This is a genomic window from Streptomyces sp. Tue6028, assembly GCF_002300165.1.
Lineage (GTDB): Bacteria > Actinomycetota > Actinomycetes > Streptomycetales > Streptomycetaceae > Streptomyces > Streptomyces siamensis.
In genome coordinates, this window is record NZ_MLCE01000021.1 from 441709 (window position 1) to 457991 (window position 16283).

11 protein-coding genes and 1 tRNA gene are annotated in these 16283 nt (G+C 73.4%); 5 read left to right on the forward strand and 7 right to left on the reverse strand.

Annotated features, from left to right (window positions below):
- Nucleotides 1–111: 111 nt before the first annotated feature.
- On the forward strand, nt 112–1695 hold the full coding sequence (locus tag BKI49_RS20365) for an alpha/beta hydrolase (protein WP_095935684.1): 1584 nt from the start codon (nt 112–114) through the stop codon (nt 1693–1695).
- A gap of 106 nt (nt 1696–1801) precedes the next feature.
- Nucleotides 1802–1875: transfer RNA gene (locus BKI49_RS20370), tRNA-Thr, on the forward strand.
- Nucleotides 1876–1949: 74 nt separating this feature from the next.
- Here BKI49_RS20370 and BKI49_RS20375 read toward each other — a convergent pair.
- Together BKI49_RS20375 and BKI49_RS20380 are read right to left on the reverse strand one after the other, a co-directional pair.
- The gene (locus tag BKI49_RS20375; protein ID WP_095935685.1) at nt 1950–2648 is read right to left on the reverse strand and encodes an SDR family oxidoreductase; all 699 of its coding nucleotides are present in this window, start codon (nt 2646–2648) and stop codon (nt 1950–1952) included.
- 115 nt (nt 2649–2763) lie between these two features.
- A complete protein-coding gene (locus BKI49_RS20380) occupies nt 2764–4326 on the reverse strand; it encodes an APC family permease (RefSeq protein ID WP_095935686.1) in 1563 nt (520 codons plus the stop codon).
- 306 nt (nt 4327–4632) lie between these two features.
- On the opposite strand from BKI49_RS20380, the gene BKI49_RS20385 reads away from it, so the two are divergent.
- The 3 genes from BKI49_RS20385 (at nt 4633) to BKI49_RS20395 (ending at nt 9557) form a co-directional block, all read left to right on the forward strand.
- The gene (locus BKI49_RS20385) at nt 4633–4929 is read left to right on the forward strand and encodes a hypothetical protein (RefSeq protein ID WP_143658478.1); all 297 of its coding nucleotides are present in this window, start codon (nt 4633–4635) and stop codon (nt 4927–4929) included.
- Between the two features lie 141 nt (nt 4930–5070).
- Nucleotides 5071–5976, forward strand: a complete 906-nt coding sequence (locus BKI49_RS20390; RefSeq protein ID WP_306453563.1) for a glycosyltransferase family 2 protein — start codon at nt 5071–5073, stop codon at nt 5974–5976.
- A 542-nt stretch (nt 5977–6518) separates the two neighbouring features.
- Nucleotides 6519–9557 carry an AfsR/SARP family transcriptional regulator gene (locus BKI49_RS20395; protein ID WP_095935810.1) on the forward strand — a complete coding sequence of 1013 codons (3039 nt, stop codon included), beginning with the start codon at nt 6519–6521 and terminating at the stop codon, nt 9555–9557.
- Nucleotides 9558–9585: 28 nt separating this feature from the next.
- Here the strand turns inward: BKI49_RS20395 and BKI49_RS20400 are convergent, their stop codons facing one another.
- The 5 genes from BKI49_RS20400 to BKI49_RS20420 form a co-directional block, all read right to left on the reverse strand.
- On the reverse strand, nt 9586–11286 hold the full coding sequence (locus BKI49_RS20400; protein WP_095935689.1) for a bifunctional 3'-5' exonuclease/DNA polymerase: 1701 nt from the start codon (nt 11284–11286) through the stop codon (nt 9586–9588).
- 144 nt (nt 11287–11430) lie between these two features.
- Complete coding sequence (locus tag BKI49_RS20405; RefSeq protein WP_095935690.1) at nt 11431–12168, reverse strand: Clp protease N-terminal domain-containing protein; 738 nt, start codon at nt 12166–12168, stop codon at nt 11431–11433.
- A 221-nt stretch (nt 12169–12389) separates the two neighbouring features.
- The gene (locus BKI49_RS20410; RefSeq protein ID WP_095935811.1) at nt 12390–13016 is read right to left on the reverse strand and encodes a LysE family translocator; all 627 of its coding nucleotides are present in this window, start codon (nt 13014–13016) and stop codon (nt 12390–12392) included.
- 44 nt (nt 13017–13060) lie between these two features.
- On the reverse strand, nt 13061–15250 hold the full coding sequence (locus BKI49_RS20415; RefSeq protein WP_095935691.1) for an FtsX-like permease family protein: 2190 nt from the start codon (nt 15248–15250) through the stop codon (nt 13061–13063).
- A complete protein-coding gene (locus BKI49_RS20420; protein WP_095935692.1) occupies nt 15244–15996 on the reverse strand; it encodes an ABC transporter ATP-binding protein in 753 nt (250 codons plus the stop codon). The genes BKI49_RS20415 and BKI49_RS20420 overlap by 7 nt, the downstream gene beginning before the upstream one ends.
- Nucleotides 15997–16283: the final 287 nt, after the last annotated feature.

The window sequence follows — 16283 nt, forward strand, 5'->3', positions numbered from 1 at the left end:
GCGGGTGCGCCCCGGCCGTCGAAAGCGCAGGATGAGTTGACGGAGTCACTCGTACGAGGCTCAGTCGCCACTGAAGGTGATCAATCGATCGCTCAGGGTTAGGCTCGCGAGATGTACATGAGGCGCACTCATCGGTCGTCCCGGCCCCTCTTCGCGGGGGGCGTGCTGCTCGCCGCCACCGCGCTGCTCGTCTCCGGCTGCTCCTCCGGGAGTTCGTCGGCGGCGTCCACGACGAAGGTGACGGCGCTGGCCGCATTGCCGAGTTCTACGCCGTCCGGGCTGTCGAGGTACTACGACCAGAAGCTGAGCTGGCGCAGCTGCGGTGTGCCCGGCTTCGAGTGCGCCACGATGAAGGCACCGCTGGACTACGCGAAGCCGGACGCGGGCGACGTCAGGCTGGCGGTCGCCCGCAAGAAGGCCACCGGGCCGGGCGCACGGCTCGGTTCGCTTCAGGTCAACCCGGGCGGGCCGGGCGGTTCGGCCATCGACTACCTCCAGTCGTACGCCGGAATCGGTTACCCGGCGGACGTCCGCGCCCGCTACGACATGGTGGCCATGGACCCGCGTGGCGTGGCCCGCAGCGAGCCGGTCGAGTGCCTCACCGGACCTCAGATGGACGCGTTCACGCAGACGGACACGACCCCGGACGACAAGAAGGAGACCCAGCAGCTCGTCGACGCGTTCAAGAAGTTCGCGGAGGGGTGCGGGGCGCACTCCCCGGAGCTGCTGCGGCACGTGTCGACGGTGGACGCCGCCCGTGACATGGACATCCTGCGCGCGGTCCTGGGCGACAAGAAGCTGAACTACGTGGGCGCGTCGTACGGGACGTTCCTCGGCGCGACGTACGCGGGCCTCTACCCGGACCGGGTGGGGCGGATGGTCCTGGACGGCGCGATGGACCCGTCGATCGACGCACGCCGGCTGAACGAGGACCAGACGGCCGGGTTCGAGACGGCGTTCCAGTCGTTCGCGAAGGACTGTGCCCAGCACAGCGACTGTCCGCTGGGCGACGCGGGTACGAGCCCCGAGCAGATGGCCAAGAACCTGCAGGCGTTCTTCCAGGAGCTCGACAAGAAGCCCATCCCGACGGGCGATCCGGACGGCCGTAAGCTCGGCGAGGCGCTCGCGACGACCGGTGTGATCGCGGCGATGTACGACGAGGCGGCCTGGGAGCAGTTGCGCGAGGCGCTCGACTCGGCGATGAAGGACGACGACGGCGCGGGCCTGCTGGCCCTCGCCGACAGCTACTACGAGCGCGACGCGAACGGCAAGTACGCGAACCTGATGTTCGCCAACGCCGCCGTGAACTGCCTCGACCTCCCACCCGCCTTCGAGAGCCCCGACCAGGTGGATAAGGCCCTGCCCGCGTTCGAGAAGGCGTCCTCCGTGTTCGGCGAGGGGCTGGCCTGGGCGGCACTGAACTGCGGGTACTGGCCGGTGCGGGCCACCGGTGAGCCGCACCGCATCGAGGCGAAGGGCGCGCCCCCGATCCTGGTGGTCGGCACGACCCGGGACCCGGCGACGCCGTACCGCTGGGCCCAGTCCCTCGCCTCCCAGCTCTCCTCCGGGACCCTCCTCACGTACGTCGGCGACGGCCACACCGCCTACGGCCGCGGCAGCCAGTGCATCGACTCCGCGATCAACCGCTACCTGCTCGAAGGCACCCCTCCGGCCGACGGAAAACGCTGCTCGTAGCGCGGCGCACGCCCCCGCCGACCGCGCGCGGGGGCGTGTGCGGAGCACCCCCGGAAACTGTGTAGACTTACCGACGTTGCTGATCGCACCATAGTGCGGACAGCGCGCCGCCTTAGCTCAGATGGCCAGAGCAACGCACTCGTAATGCGTAGGTCTCGGGTTCGAATCCCGAAGGCGGCTCTTTCGAAGACCGGCTCGGACAGTGTCCGAGCCGGTCTTCTTCGTTCGGGGACGCGACCGTGGCGGACGGGGCGTCAGCGGTTGGCGTACAGCGTGTCCAGCTCGCCGGAGAGTGCGGCGCGTACCTGGCGGGTGGCCTCGTCGACCAGCACTTCGGGTTCGTCGGCGAGCAGTGCGGCCATCGTCTGCTCGGCCACGTCGCTCGCACGGATCTTCGGGGCGTCGATGGAGGACGCCAAGTCGGTGTCCACATAGCCGGCGTGCACGCCGATCACCAGCGTGCCCTGCTCGCGCAGTGCCATGCGGAAGGCGTTCGTCAGCGACCACTGGGCGGACTTGGAGGCCGCGTAACTCGGCAGACGTCTGTTGGCCACCCACGACGCCACGGAGAGCATGTTGACCAGTGCCCCTCCGCCGTGGGCGGCCAGAACGGGCGCGAAGGCCCGGGAGACGGCCCAGGTGCCGAGGTAGTTGACCTCCATCTCGCGCCTGGCGCCGTCGAGCGAGCCCTCGAGGAGGGACGGGCCGGCGGCGATCCCGGCGTTGTTGATGACGATGCTGACGTCGTCGGCCTCACGTGCGGCCGCGGCGACCTGCTCCTCGTCGGTGACGTCCAGCCGCAGCGGGGTGAGCGCGGGGTCCTGGACGGTCTCCGGATCGCGGACACCGGCGTACACCTTGGCGGCGCCGTGGGCGAGAAGCGCCCGGGCGAAGGCGGACCCGATGCCGCGGTTGGCCCCTGTGACAAGCGCTGCCGAACCCTTGATCTCCATGATCACCCTCCCTGCGCGGGTGGAGGACTCCGTCCTTACGACGCTAGACCCGGGACGGCGGCGCCTCCACTCGCGGGCCGGCCGTGCCCGTGCCGTCCGGTTCGGGCCGGCCGGCTCAGCCTGATGTGCCCGGGTCGGCGGCGGAGACCGGCAGGGTCTCCCCGCGGAAGAAGCCGGGGCGGATCCTCCGGTACGCGAGCATCAGGACGGCGCCGAGCAGAAGCGCGCCGATGCCGGTGACGAAGACCCCGCCGAGCCGCCAGTGCGGCGGGAACGGGAGGGTCCATGAGGTGCTGCCGTAGTCGGCCGCGGAGTACACCACGCAGGCGTCGACGAAGAAGTAGAGCAGCAGGACGCCGCCCAGTCCGGGCATGATCCCCTTCGTCCACAGGTCACGGGGGCTGCGACGCAGGACTCTGCGGTGGTACCAGACGCAGGCGAATCCGGTGAGCCCGTAGTAGAAGGCGATCATCAGGCCGACCGAGCCGATGGAGTCGGCGAGGACGTTCTTGCTCACCCGGGTCAGCAGGACGTAGAAGGCGATGGAGGCCATGCCCATGCCGACCGTGGACCAGGTCGGGGTGAGGAAGCGCGGGTGGATGCGGGCGAAGCGGTCCGGGACGGCCTTGTGCACGGCCATGGAGAGCGTGGTGCGCGCGGTCGGCAGGATCGTGGTCTGGGTGGAGGCCGCGGCCGAGGTGAGCACCATGAGGATCAGCAGTTTGGTGGCGGTCGCGCCCCAGGCGCCGGAGCCGAAGACCTCGGCGCCCAGGCTGGACAGGACGTCATCGGCGTGCGCGGGGTTGGCCAGGCCGATGCCCGTGTCGCCGGTCCCGGCGAAGGCCAGCGCGAACGTCGTGACCATGAGGTAGACCAGCAGCAGGATGACGGTGGAGAGGACGGCGGCGCGGCCCGGGGTGCGGTCGCGGTCGACGGTCTCCTCGTTGACGGACACCGCGGTGTCCCAGCCCCAGTAGATGAAGACGCCGGCGAGCACGCTGGTGGTCAGGGCGTCGACCGACTCGATCCGCGCGGGGTCGAACCACGACCAGGAGACCTCCGACGCGACACTCGGCGCGGTCCCCCCGTACACCTTGACCAGGGCGGTGACGGCGAGCAGCAGGAGCACCACGACCTCGACCGTCAGGAGCAGTTTCTGGAAGTCGGCCGAGACCTCGATGCCGATGTAGCAGATCAGTGTCATCACGGCGATCCAGGCGACGCCGACCACCGTGACCCAGAAGGTGTTCTCCGCCAGTCCCTGAGCCCCCACCAGCTGGAAGCCGTACGATCCGGCGATCTGCGCCAGATTGGCCATCACGATGATGTCGGCCGCGACGATGCCCCAGCCGCCCAGCCAGCCGGTACGGGGGCCGAAGGCCCGGGAGGCCCACGCGAACGCGGTGCCGCAGTCGGGGTGCGCGCGATTGAGCTCCTTGTAGCCGTAGGCGATCAGGAACATCGGGACGAACGCGAGGACGATCACGATCGGCGACCGGTAGCCGACGACGGCGACGATGACGCCGAGGGTGGCCGCGAGGCTGTAGGCGGGGGCGGTCGAGGCCAGGCCGATCACCGTGCTGGAGAAGAGGCCCAGTGCGCCGCCCTTGAGTCCCTTGTCCTTCACTTCAAGTCCGGGCGCGGGAGGCGCCGCCGGCGGGACGGGAGGCAGGTTCATGGCGCCCTCCGGAGACTCGCCGGGCTCTCCCGTCCGGGGAGGGGCACCGGGCCGCTGTTCTGGTCTCAGCATGAACCCGCTGGTCACGGAGCGAAAGGCGAGCGAGAGGCGAGCGAGAGGCGCGCACCACGCGGGTGCCGGGCGGGCGCCGCGGCAGGTGTCGGGCGGACACCGGGCGAGCGGCGGGCGTCCGTCGTCGGCACGTGTGACGGTGGACACACACGCTCCCGCCGTCACACTTCCGTCATCGCGCGCGTCAGGGAGGTGGCGCCACATCCGGTGGCCCGGTGAGAGGGAGATGACGAGATGACGGTTGTGATGGTGCGGTCCACGGTGAAGCCCGAGTTCGTGGACGCGCTGGAAGAGGCACGGCGGAAGATGTTCACCGCGATCGAGCGGGAGCGGCCCGAGGGCGTGCGCTACACCTCGTTCCGGCTGCCGGACGGGGTCACCTACGTCGCGCAGCTGGAGCTCGCCGACGGCGTCGACAACCCGCTGCCCGCGATCGCGGAGTTCCGTGAGTTCCAGGCGGGGCTGAACGACTGGCTGGCCGGTCCGCCGGTCGTGGAGCAGCTGGAGGTCAGGGGCGCGTACGCGGGCTGACCGATTCGTCCATGCGGCGGGGGCGGGCAGCCGCGGGTGTGCGGGCGCGCATCCGGACGTACTCCGGGGCGTACCTGAGGGGTAATTCCGGTGAACGGCTAGCATCGCGGCACAGTTGTCGGCCGGGATGGGGTGGATGTCGTGTCACAGGCGGAGGAGGGGCCACGGATCGCCGTTGCCGTGGTGACCATGGGGAATCGGCCCGCCGAGGTCGACGCGCTGCTCACCTCCGTGGCCAAGCAGGACGTCGCGCCCGCCCGGATCGTGATCATCGGCAACGGCTGTCCGCTGCCCGAGTTCGCCGAACGCCTCGGCCTGCCCGGTGAGGTGACGGCCATCGAGGTCGACGAGAACCTCGGGTGCCCCGGGGGCCGCAATGTCGGGCTCCGGCGGCTGGCGGAGTTCGGCGACGTCGACGTCGTCGTGGAGCTCGACGACGACGGGCTGCTGGTCGACGGGGACGTGCTGCGCCGCGTCCGGGACCTGTACGCCGCCGACCCGCGGCTCGGCATCGTCGGATTCCGTATCGCCGACGAGAACGGGGAGACGCAGCGCAGGCACGTGCCCCGCGTCGGAGCCAAGGACCCGATGCGGGGTGGCCCGGTGACCGGGTTCCTCGGCGGCGGGCACGCCCTGTCCATGCCGATGCTCGCCGAGATCGGTGACTGGCCCGCCGAGTTCTTCTTCGCGCACGAGGAGACCGACATGGCCTGGCGTGCCATCGACGGCGGGTGGACGGTGCTCTACGAGCCCGCGCTGCTGCTCCAGCACCCCAAGACCTCGCCCGCCCGGCACGCCATCTACTACCGGGTGACCGCGCGCAACCGCGTGTGGCTCACCCGGCGCCGGCTTCCCCTGCCGCTGATCCCCGTGCACCTGGGGATCTGGATGCTGCTCACCCTCGCGCGGACGCGGTCCGTCGGCGGTCTGCGGGCCTGGTTCGGCGGGTTCGCGGAGGGGTTGCGGCAGCCCGGCGGGGAACGGCGGCCGATGCGGTGGCGGACGGTGTGGCGGCTCACCCGGCTCGGCCGGCCGCCGGTGATCTGACACCGGGGTCCTCCCGGGGCGTACGCCGCGCCGGGCGTTACCCGGACGACGTCACGCCCGTGGCCTGCGCGACGTCACCGACGGGAGTCGGTACGACGTCACCGGCGTACCGAGGTACGTCACCCACGTACCTCGTGCGACGTCCCTGACGCGTTCCCCGTACGACATCCCTGAGGTGTCCCGCACAGCGGCGCCGTCGTGTCGCGCACAGCGGCGCTGTCGTGTGCGTCACGTCGTGCGGGAGGGGAGGGGCGGGAGACAGACGGAGGCCCCGGTCGTTCACCTCCGACGACCGGGGCCTCGCGCGTCCCCGGATCCGGCCACGGCGGCGACACTCCCCCGAGTTACGCGTCATACGCGCGCACCGTCGGGCCAGATCCGATGTTGTGATCACATCAGGCCACGCCAACGGATCGCTAACATGAGGCCAACGGTTCCACGGGGAGCCATGAGTTCGGTCGGCGGGAAGTCGCCGTGAGAAGGCGCGAAGTCGCCCCGGGGCGCGGCCGGAGAGGCCGGGCGGGAAGGCAGTGGGCGGCGTGATCCGGAACGGGCTGCGGTTCGGGCTGCTGGGGCCGCCGGTCCTCTACGGCGCCGACGGCGAGGTCCGGTCGGTGGGCAGCGGCAAGACGCGTGCGCTGCTCGTCGCGCTGCTCCTGGAGCCGGGCCGGGTCGTCTCCGTCGATGCGCTCAAGGACGCGCTGTGGGGCGGAGCGCCGCCCGCTTCCGCGCAGGCCTCGCTCCACAACCACGTGACCCGGCTGCGGCGTCTGCTCGACGACCCGGAGCGGCTGCGTGCGGTCGCGCCCGGCTACGTACTGCGGGTCGGCGAGGGCGAGTTGGACGTCCGCGTCTTCGAGCACCACACCGCGGCGGCACGCGCCGCGCACGCCGAGCGCGACTGGGGGCGGGCGCTGGGCGAGTCCACGGCTGCGCTGGCGCTGTGGCGCGGCGCCCCGCTGAGCGGCCTGCCGCCCGAGACCGGCGGACACGTGTTCGGCCAGCGCCTGGAGGAGACCCGGCTGCTGGTCCTGGAGTGGCGGTACGAGGCCGAGCTGCACCTCGCGCCGACGCCGGACCGACTCGACCGGCTGGCACCCGAGTTGGCCGCGCTCACCACCGGGCACCCGCTGCGTGAGGCCTTCCACCGGCTGCTGATGCTCGTGCTGCACCGCACCGGCCGGCAGGCCGAGGCGCTCGCCGTCCACCGGGACCTGCGGGCCCGGCTGGTCGAGGAACTCGGCGTCGAGCCGGGCTCCGCCGTGCGCGAGGCGCATCTGGAGATCCTCCGGGACCACGGGGCGGGGACCGTGCCGGGGACCGCCGAGGACCGGCCGCCGGCCGTCCTCGCACCGCCACAACCGGCCCAACTACCGCCGCCACCGGCCCACTTCACCGGCCGGGAGGACACCCGGGAGGCGGTGCGGCTGACCCTGGACCCGGAACGGCGGACCGCGGGCGGCGACGGTGCCGTCCCCGGTGGCCGGCCCGCGGTCGCGTCGGACGGCATGCCCGCCGTCGCGGTGATCAGCGGGATGGCGGGCGTCGGCAAGAGCGCGCTCGCGCTGCATGTGGCACACGGGCTGAGGGAACGTTTCCCTGACGGTCAGCTGTACGTGAATCTGCACGGCGCCACCCCCGGCATGACCCCGCTCACCCCAGGTCAGGCGCTGGCCGCGCTGCTGCGAGACGTCGGGGCCGAGCCGCGCCACCTCCCCGAACACCCGGACGCGGCAGCCGCCTTGCTCCGCTCCGCGCTGGCACCCACGCGCACCCTGATGGTCCTCGACGACGCCGCGAACGCCGCCCAGGTACGGCCGCTGCTTCCGGCAGGCGCGGGCTGCGCGGTGATCGTGACGAGCCGTTCACCGCTCACCGCCCTGGACGGTGCGCACCGCTTCCCGCTCGCTCCCCTGTCCGACGAGGACAGCGCGGCGCTGCTCCGCGCGGTCTCCGGCCGCCGGGACGGGCTGAGCGGGGCACACCCTCTCGTCGAACTCACCGGCCGGCTGCCGCTCGCCCTCCGCGTCGTCGCCGCCCGCCTCGCCGCCCGCCGCGCCCTCACCCCGGACGCACTCGCCGGACAACTCACCGCCACCGAGGGCCGGTTGCACCACCTGGAGTACGACGATCTGAGTGTGCGCCGCTCGCTGGCCGTCGCGCATGACGCGCTGCGCGCCTCGGAGCGCGAGGCGGACCGGGACGCGGCCCGCGCCCTGTGCCGCATCGGCGCGCTCGACCTGCCGGCCTACGGTGCACCCCTGCTCGCCCGGCTGTGCGGAATCGACGAGCGCCGTGCCGACGCGGCCCTCGACCGGCTCGTGGACGTGGCCCTCCTGGAGGAGACGGCCTACGGCCGCTACGCCCCGCACGACCTCGTACGGGACTTCGCGCGCGAGATCGCGGGCGCGACGGACCGGGCGGGGGCGCCGGACGCCGGGGAATCGTGCACGCCGGGCCCGGACGCCGTCGCGGACCGCGCGCTGCGCTGGTACGCCGCGGTCGCCGCCCGCTCCCTGGAGGCGATCGCCGAACCCGGCCTCGAACGCGAGGACCGCAGCCGGCCGACCGGCTCACAGCCCGCCGGGCACGCCGAGGACGTCGCCGGCACCCCCAAGTTCCCCTCCTCCGAGGAGGCGTTCGCCTGGGGCGACCTGGAACTGGAGAACGTGGTGGCGCTGGTGGGCCGGCACGCGCCGACCTCCCGGTACGTCCCGCTGCTGGTGCGCCTGATCAACCCGTACGTCCAGCGCAGCGGCCGTGTGGTCGAGCTGGAGGTGCTCCAGCGCGCCGCCCTCGGGGCCGCGCGCCGGCTCGGGGACGCGGCGGCCGAGGCGTACGCGCTCGGGGACCTCGCCGGTATGCACTTCATGACGGGGCGCGCGGGCGAGGCCCTCGCGCTGAACGACCGGGCGCTCGCCATCTGGCGCCGGCTCGGTGTCCTGTCATGGGTGCGGCGCGGCCTGAACAACCGCGGCATGCTCCTCGAAGGGCTCGGCCGGCACACCGAGTCCAGCGAGGCACTGCTGCAGAGCCTCGAACTCTCCAGGAGACTCGGCGACCCGTACACGGAGGCCGTCACCTACAGCCACCTCGGCAACCTGTACGAGCACACGGACCCCCGGGCCGCCATCGAGCACCACAAGCGCAGCCTGGCGATCGGTGACACGATCCAGGACGTCATCCTGCGGCACTCCGCGCACTGCAACATCGGCTACGCCCACCTCGCCCTCGGCGAACCGGCCGCCGCCCTGCCGCACTTCGAGGAGAGCCTGCGCATCCTCGGCGGTCACGGCGACTGGCACGGCGAGTCGCAGACCCGGCTCGGGCTGGTGCGTGCGCTGCGCGGGGTGGGCGACAGGGAGCGGGCGGCGGAGGAGTGCGACCTGCTGCTGTGCCGCGCGGACCGCCGCGCCGACCGGTACACCGGAGGGCTGGCCCGGCATCAGCGGGGACTGCTGCTGCGGGACCGCGGTCAGGCCGAAGCGGCGTACGAGCAGTGGGAGTTGGCACTCGCGGCGCTGGCGGAGACGGACAGCCCGGTGGTCGGACAGCTCGCGGAGCTGCTGGCCGGGAGGTGACCGGGCCGGACCGCCCGGCCCGTGCGGGTCACTTGGCGTCCGCGTAGCACTTCACCACCGCGGTGGTGAACGGGAAGCGGACCGGTGTCTCCCCGAAGGTGAGGCGTCCCGCGAGGTCGGCGGCGTCACGGATCGCGGCGACGACGGTGTCGGCCTCCTCGGCGGGGCAGTGCACGATCACCTCGTCGTGCTGGAAGAAGACCAGCTCGGCCGCCATGTCCGCGCAGGTGCGGCGGAGTCCGGCCAGCATGAGCAGGGCCCAGTCGGCGGCGCTGCCCTGGACGACGAAATTGCGGGCGAAGCGGCCCCGGGCGCGGGAGTCGGACGAGGCGTAGCCCGGGACCCAGCCCTGGCCGGCGGTCGTGGCCGGATCGCCCTCGGGTCCGTCCTGGGGGATGCCCGCCTCCTCCGCGCCGGAGTCGTCGGAGCCCGCCGCCGGGGGACTGGTCCGGCCCAGCCAGGTCCGCACCAGCCGTCCTTCCTCGCCGGCGCGCGCCGCGTCGTCCACGTACGCGACGGCCCGGGGGAAGCGGCGCCGCAGCAGTGCGAGGTTCTTCAGGCCGTCGCCGGACGTCTGTCCGTACACCGCGCCGAGCACGGCGATCTTGGCCTGGTCCCGGTCGCCCGCGAAGGCGCGGTCCGACACGGACTGGTAGAGGTCGGAGGCGCGGCCGGCCACCTCCATCAGACCGGGGTCGCGCGAGATGGCCGCGAGGACGCGGGGCTCCATCTGGTCGGCGTCGGCGACGACGAGCCGCCAGCCGGGGTCGGCCACGACCGCGCGCCGGATGACCTTGGGGATCTGGAGGGCTCCGCCGCCGTTCGTCACCCATCTGCCGGTGACCGTGCCGCCCGGGAGGTACTCGGGCCGGAACCGCCCGTCCCGCACCCAGTCCTGGAGCCAGGACCAGCCGTGCGCGACCCAGATGCGGTACAGCTTCTTGTACTCGATCAGGGGCTTCACGGCCGGATGGTCGACGGACTCGATCTCCCAGCGCCGCGTCGATCTGACCTTGATCCCGGCCTGCGCGAAGGCCTTGACGACGTCGGCGGGCAGATCCGGTCTGACCCTGCGTCCGAAGGCGGCCGACACCTCGTCCGTCAGCTCGGCCAGGCGGCGGGGCTCGCCCCCGCCCGCGTACCGCTCGCCGAGCAGGTCGCGGAGCACCTCGCGGTGCACGTCCGCGCTCCAGGGGAGTCCTGTCGCGTTCATCTCCGCGGCCACCAGCATGCCCGCCGACTCGGCCGCCGTGAGCAGCCGCATCCGCTCCGGGTGCGCGGTGGCGTCATGGCGGCGCCGCTGGTCCCCGTACACCTCCAGGAGGTCGGCGAGGGGGACGTGCACCGGGCGCGGTTCGAACAGGGACGACTGCGATCCGGGCTCGGCGGAGCGCTGGGGCGGGTCCGGCGGTACGGGGCCGCCGCGCAGTCTCGCCAGCGCGGCGGCCGCCGACCGGGGCTCGCCGAGCCGCCCCTCGTGGCCGAGCAGCAGCGTCTCGGCCGCCTCGACGTCATAGCACCGCTCCACTCGCACCCCCGTGGCGAGCAGGCGCGGATAGACGTCGGCCGTGGACCGCCAGACCCACCGGGTCACCTCGGGCCGCGACCGCACGGCCTCGACGAGATCCGGCTCCCTGCGCACCGGCCCCGCGGGCAGCCCGTCCGGGCCGAGGGCGACGACTTCCGCGCCGCCGTCCTCGGCCGGTGCGAGAGCCCAGCGCCCGGTCATGCCCCGAGTCTTGCAGCCGGGTCTGACAGTGGGGCCGACCTGTCCTTTCGGGTCCAGGGGGTTTCGTTCGGAACAGGTCGGATCAGGCCGCGGCGAGGTGCCGTGCCGGGCGTCGTGGACCCGGGCTGATCCGAACGAAGCCCGCTAGCCCTGGGCGGCGGGCCCCTGGTCCTGCACGATCTGCGCGAGCGCGCTGGACACCTCGGCCTCGACGGCCTGCTTGCCGATGCCCAGTCCGCTCAGCACGCCCTCGCCGTTCTCCAGTTCCAGCAGGGCCAGCAGGATGTGCTCGGTGCCGACGTAGTTGTGGCCCAGGCGCAGGGCCTCGCGGAAGGTGAGCTCCAGGGCCTTCTTGGCGGCGGGGCCGTAGGGGATCATCTCGGGCACCTCGTCCGCCGCCGGCGGCAGCGCCGCGGTCGCGGCCGCACGGACGGCGTCCGGGGTGGTGCCGAGCGCGGTGAGCGCCTTGGCCGCGAGTCCCTCCGGTTCGGCCAGCAGGCCGAGGACCAGGTGCTCGGGCAGGCCTTCGGGGTTGCCCGCGTCCTTGGCGGCGTTGTGGGCGGCCATGACGACGCTGCGGGCGCGCGGGGTGTAGCGGCCGAAGCCCTGGCTGGGGTCGAGGTCGTTCTCCGCCTTGGGCACGAAGCGCTTCTGGGCGGCCTGCCGGGTCACGCCCATGCTCTTGCCGATGTCGGTCCAGGACGCGCCCGAGCGCCGGGCCTGGTCGACGAAGTGGCCGATCAGGTGGTCGGCCACGTCGCCCAGGTGGTCGGCGGCGATCACCGCGTCCTGAAGCTGGTCGAGCGCGTCGGTGTGCGTCTTCTTGATCGCTTCGATGAGGTCGTCGAGACGTACGGGTGTCGTGCCACGTGAGTTCGTCATGTGTCAACCGTAGGTTGACACTCCAGGGGTGTCAACCCGGAGTTGACACCCGTTCGATGGGTGGCCGTCTGTGCTCCGGGGGCTGGGCGAGGGTGTGTCTGCTCGTGCTCCGGGGAGGTGGGTGAGGGGCGTGTCTGCCCGCGCTCGGGGGCTGCTCGAGGGGCGTGTCTGCGTGCGTCCGTGGGCTGCTTGAGGGGGCGTGTCCGCTTGCGCCTCGGGTCCTACTTGGGTGACGCGGCCAGCCGGAGCGCGAGGCCCGCGAACACCGTGCCGCTGAAGACGTTGAGGCCGCGCGCCACCCGTCGGCTGCGCCGCAGCAGTGCCGACAGCCGGCCGGAGAGAAGCCCGATCGAGCCGTCGACCGCGAAGCCCATGATCGTCATGCTGGCGCCCAGAATCATGAACTGGCCTGCCACGTGACCCAGTTCGGGGTTCACGAACTGGGGCAGGAAGGCGACGTTGAAGAGGATCACCTTCGGGTTGAGGAGGTTGGTGAGGGCCCCCTGCCAGAAGGCCCGCCGCAACCCGGGACCGACCGCGGCCGGTCCCTCGTCCGGCACCGCGCGGTCCCGGAACGCCTTCACCGCCAGGTACAGCAGATAGGCGGCGCCCAGCCAGCGCAGCACGTGGTAGAGCGTCGGCAGCGTGGTGAACAGCGCCGACAGACCCAGCATCGCCGCGACCGCGTGGACCAGCATCGCGAAGGCCACACCCAGCGCGGCGAGCACTCCCGCGGCGGGTCCTCCTCTGCCGCCCATCGCCACGATGAACATCATGTCGGGGCCGGGGGTGACGCAGAGGGCGAAACCCGCGACGAGGAACGCTGCGTACAGAGATGTGTCGACCATGCGGCCCATGCTCGGCACGGTCCGGCGCGGGCGTCGACCCATTTTCACCCCGTGGGAGCGGCGAGGTCCGGTCTGCGGGCGCAGGCGAGTGCCGTCCCCGTGAGCGCCACCAGCAGACACACCGCCGCGCACCCGGCCAGGAGTCCCCACGGCACGTGCACCGCCGCCGGTGCCGACAGCCGGCCCAGGGCCGCCGCCAGGAGGCCGAGGTTCGTGGCGGCGACGGCGGCGCCGAGCAGGGCGCCCACGCCCACCCCGGCCGCCGTCTCGCCCGCGAGCGCTCGCAGGACCTGTGCCCGGGTGGCGCCGGCCAGGCGCAGCGAACGGAGTTCCGTGCCGCGCGCGGAAGTCGCCATGAGCGTCGTCGCGGCGAGCGCGATCGCGGCGTGGGCGAGCGCCAGGCCGAGGACCACCAGCAGGCCGAGCCGGGTCTGCGGGCCGGTGCGCGGACGGGTCGCCGTGAGCCAGGCCGACGCCGTGCGCACCGTGCCGCCGCCGGCCGCGTCCCGCACCGCCGCCGCGGCGCGCGCCCCGTCCGCACCGGGCGCCACCCGCACGTCGAGGCGGTCGACGATGGCGCCGGGCGCGTTCGCCGTCGTCACGTACGCCCCGTTGTCCCCGGTGCCGCGCGCCAGCACGGCCGCGATCCGCAGGCGTGCGGGCCGCCCGTCGCCGAGCCGGAGGCTCACCCAGGAGCCCACCTCGTGCCGCTCCCACTCCTCGTTCACCACGACGGAGCGGTCGTCGAGGTCGCGCAGGTCACCCGCCACCACCGGCGGTCGCGTCACCGCGGCGAACGCGGCCACGTCGCTCACCGCCCGCGCCTCGGACCGTACGAGGGCGGTGCCCTCCTCCCGCACGTACACGGCCGTGGGCGCGGAACCGGACACGGTCGCCCCGGCGGCCTTCGCCACCGCCTCCACCGCGGTCGGGCGGTGGCCCAGGTCCTCGCCGGTGACGACGAACTGGGCCCGGGTCCGTTCCCGCGCCTCCGTCGCCTTCGCCCCGGCCACCGTCGCCGCCGACCCGAGCAGCGAGCCCGCCAGTGCGACCGTCACCAGTACGGGCGCCGCCACGGCCGCCGTGCGCCGCACCGACGCGGAAGCGTTCTCACGGACGAGGAGCCCCGCCGCGCCGGGCAGCAGCCCCGGCGGGAGCAGCCGTACGACCGGACCGACCAGCACCGGGGCCAGCGCCGCCACGGCCGTGACGAGCAGCATCGGCTGCGTCACGTAGGTCTTGCGCTTCAACAGGGCGGCGGGGTCCGTGCACAGCGTCCAGACCGACAGGCCGATGCCCGCCGCGAGGAGGACGCCTGCGGCGATCCGCCGCGACAAAGGCATCACGCCCGTGTCCACCGAGGCCTCGCGCAGGGCCTCCGCCGGGCCGGTCCGCCCCGCTCGCCGCGCGGCCGTCCACGCGCCCGCGACGGCCACCAGGACCCCGGTGCAGAAGGCGACTTCGTACGGCCAGGCCGCCACGCCGCGCAGCGCGAACCACGGTGGTGCCACCCCGCCGTCCACCAGCGCCCGGACGAGCGCAGGCGCCCCTCGGCCTCCCAGGGCGCACCCCAGTGCCGAGGCCGCCAGCCCCACGACGACCGCCTCCGCCAGCACGGTCCGCCGCACCTGACCGGACGTCGCCCCGGCCATCCGCAGCAGCCCGAACTCCCGCCGCCGCAGCGCCACGACGAACGCGAACGTGGACGCCGTCACGAAGACCGAGACGAAGGCCGCCACCCCCGCCGCCGTGCCCAGCAGGGAGTCGACCGCGACCAGCGCCTCGGCGTCGCGGGCGGTGGCGGGGTCGGCGCGGCGCCGGTCGTCACCGGTCAGGACGGTGGCGCGGTCGCCGACGAGTCGTCGCACGGCGGCGGCGGACGCGTCCACGCCGAGCGCTCCGACCCCGGCGGCGCCCCGCGGCGCGCCGTCCGTCCGCACCCGGCCGAGCCGCCGCAGCTCGCGCACCAGTTCGTTGTCCACAGGGTGTGGATGCGTGAGCCTCGCCGACGCGGAAGCGGTGGCCGGGCCCCGCCGTACCGGCACGGTCAGGGTGTCCTGGCCCATCACCACGACCGGTGCGGACGCGAACCGGGCGGGCGGGCGCGCGGGCGGGTCCGACGCGGCGGCGAGACCCAGGCTCATCGCGGTCGTCACGGCGACCCCCAGTGCGACGGCGACGAAGGCTCCGAGCAGTGAGGGCCAGCGGGTACGCAGCGAGGCGAGGTTCAGCACGGCGCCTTCTCCAGTCCCGCCATCCGCGCGGCGACCTCCTCGGCCGAGGGCGACCGCAGCTCCCCGCTCACCCGCCCGTCGACGAGGAACACCACACGGTCCGCGTACGAGGCGGCCACCGGCTCGTGCGTGACCATGACCGTGGTCCGGCCCTCCCGGTCCACCAGTTCCCGCAGCAGCGCCAGCACCTCGCGGCTGGTGACGGTGTCCAGGGCGCCGGTCGGCTCGTCGCCGAACAGCACCGCGGGGCGGGTGACCAGCGCCCGCGCGAGGGCGACCCGCTGCTGCTGGCCGCCGGACAGCTCGGACGGCCGGTGCCCGGCGCGATCGGCGAGGCCGACCCGGGCGAGCGCCTCGCGCACCGCGATGCGCGAGGGGCGTCGGCCCGCCAGCCGCAGCGGGAGCGCGACGTTCTGCGCTGCCGTCAGGGACGGCAGCAGGTTGAAGGACTGGAACACGAACCCGATCCGCTCCCGCCTGAGCAGGGTCAGCCGCCGCTCGCTCAGTCCGGCGAGCCCGACCCCGTCGACGGCCACCGTCCCCGACGTCGGACGGTCGAGTCCGGCCGCACACTGCAACAGGGTCGACTTGCCGGAGCCGGAGGGCCCCATCACGGCGGTGAAGGTCCCGGCGGCGAAGTCGAGGTCGACGCCGTCGAGGGCGGCGACGGTGCCGTAGTGGCGGCGCAGCGAACGGATGCGCACGACGGGTGTCGCCGTGGTGGTGTGCCTGGCTGTGGTGTCCATGCCTTCAGCGAACCGTTCGTGAGGCGCGTGGACACGACCACCAGGGGGCGTTGTGGGGGTAGGGCCAGGCATACCTCCTGGCTCGCTGTCGGGTCGTTTCGCCGTCCGTCCGGTGGGTGGGTCGGGTCCGTGCCGGTGATCCGCCCGTTGCAGCCGTTGTGCGGGGCGGTGCTGGTAGGGCCTCGGTGGGTGCGTGGTGCTGTCCGCAACGGGCATTTGATTCACCGGCACGGCCCCTTCGGTGAGATGGCGACTGCGGGTGCGTCCATCGCAGGTTCCCGCACACC

Coding starts and splice junctions, on each gene's coding strand:
- BKI49_RS20365 (WP_095935684.1), top strand. CDS start 112: ATGTACATGAGGCGCACTCATCGGTCGTCCCGGCCCCTCTTCGCGGGG.
- BKI49_RS20375 (WP_095935685.1), bottom strand. CDS start 2,648: ATGGAGATCAAGGGTTCGGCAGCGCTTGTCACAGGGGCCAACCGCGGC.
- BKI49_RS20380 (WP_095935686.1), bottom strand. CDS start 4,326: ATGAACCTGCCTCCCGTCCCGCCGGCGGCGCCTCCCGCGCCCGGACTT.
- BKI49_RS20385 (WP_143658478.1), top strand. CDS start 4,633: ATGACGGTTGTGATGGTGCGGTCCACGGTGAAGCCCGAGTTCGTGGAC.
- BKI49_RS20400 (WP_095935689.1), bottom strand. CDS start 11,286: ATGACCGGGCGCTGGGCTCTCGCACCGGCCGAGGACGGCGGCGCGGAA.
- BKI49_RS20405 (WP_095935690.1), bottom strand. CDS start 12,168: ATGACGAACTCACGTGGCACGACACCCGTACGTCTCGACGACCTCATC.
- BKI49_RS20410 (WP_095935811.1), bottom strand. CDS start 13,016: ATGGTCGACACATCTCTGTACGCAGCGTTCCTCGTCGCGGGTTTCGCC.
- BKI49_RS20420 (WP_095935692.1), bottom strand. CDS start 15,996: ATGGACACCACAGCCAGGCACACCACCACGGCGACACCCGTCGTGCGC.